Raw genomic sequence first — 574 nt, forward strand, 5'->3', positions numbered from 1 at the left:
GGGCAGGATGGCTGCGTCACCGGCATGGCGACCGTGCGGACGAGCTTGCCGTCGGGTCCGTAGGCTTCGATGACGCTGCCGCCCCAGACGGCGTTCCACAGGATGCCGTCGCGGTCGAGCACCGACCCGTCGACATAGCCCTTGGCCGAGCGGTGGTCGACGAACAGCTTGGGCTCACCGGCAGGCAGACCGGTCGCCGGGTCGCAGGCGACGCGCATCAGCATCCCGGTCGAGGTGTCGGTGTAGTAAGCGATCGCCCCATCCTCGGTAAAACAGATCGAATTGGAGACGGTGATGTCCGAAAACAGCTGGCGCAGTTCGCCCTTGAAAAACCAGTAGATCGAACCCGCGCCTTTTTCCTCGCCCTTGCCCATGGTGCCCATCCACAGGGCACCACAGGGATGGACGCGGGAATCGTTGGAGCGCGTGACCGGATTGTCGGCCTCGACAGGCGTGTGCAGCGTCAGCTTGCCGGTCGCGACATCGCGGACATAAAGGCCGGTCTCGGCGGCGATCAGCTGGCGCTTGTCGTCGATGACGGCGATGGCGCTCGCCATTTGGCCAAGCTCATGGA

General features: G+C 64.8%; 1 protein-coding gene. It reads right to left on the bottom strand.

Features of this window, described 5'->3' with window-relative positions; all coding sequences use genetic code 11:
* The coding region (locus ENZ75_RS33710; protein WP_164888276.1) for an SMP-30/gluconolactonase/LRE family protein at positions 1-574 on the bottom strand (574 nt) is incomplete at both ends.

It is taken from the genome of Mesorhizobium sp. M7A.F.Ca.CA.002.04.1.1 (genome assembly GCF_004022805.1).
In the GTDB taxonomy this organism is placed as follows: Bacteria; Pseudomonadota; Alphaproteobacteria; order Rhizobiales; family Rhizobiaceae; genus Mesorhizobium; species Mesorhizobium ciceri.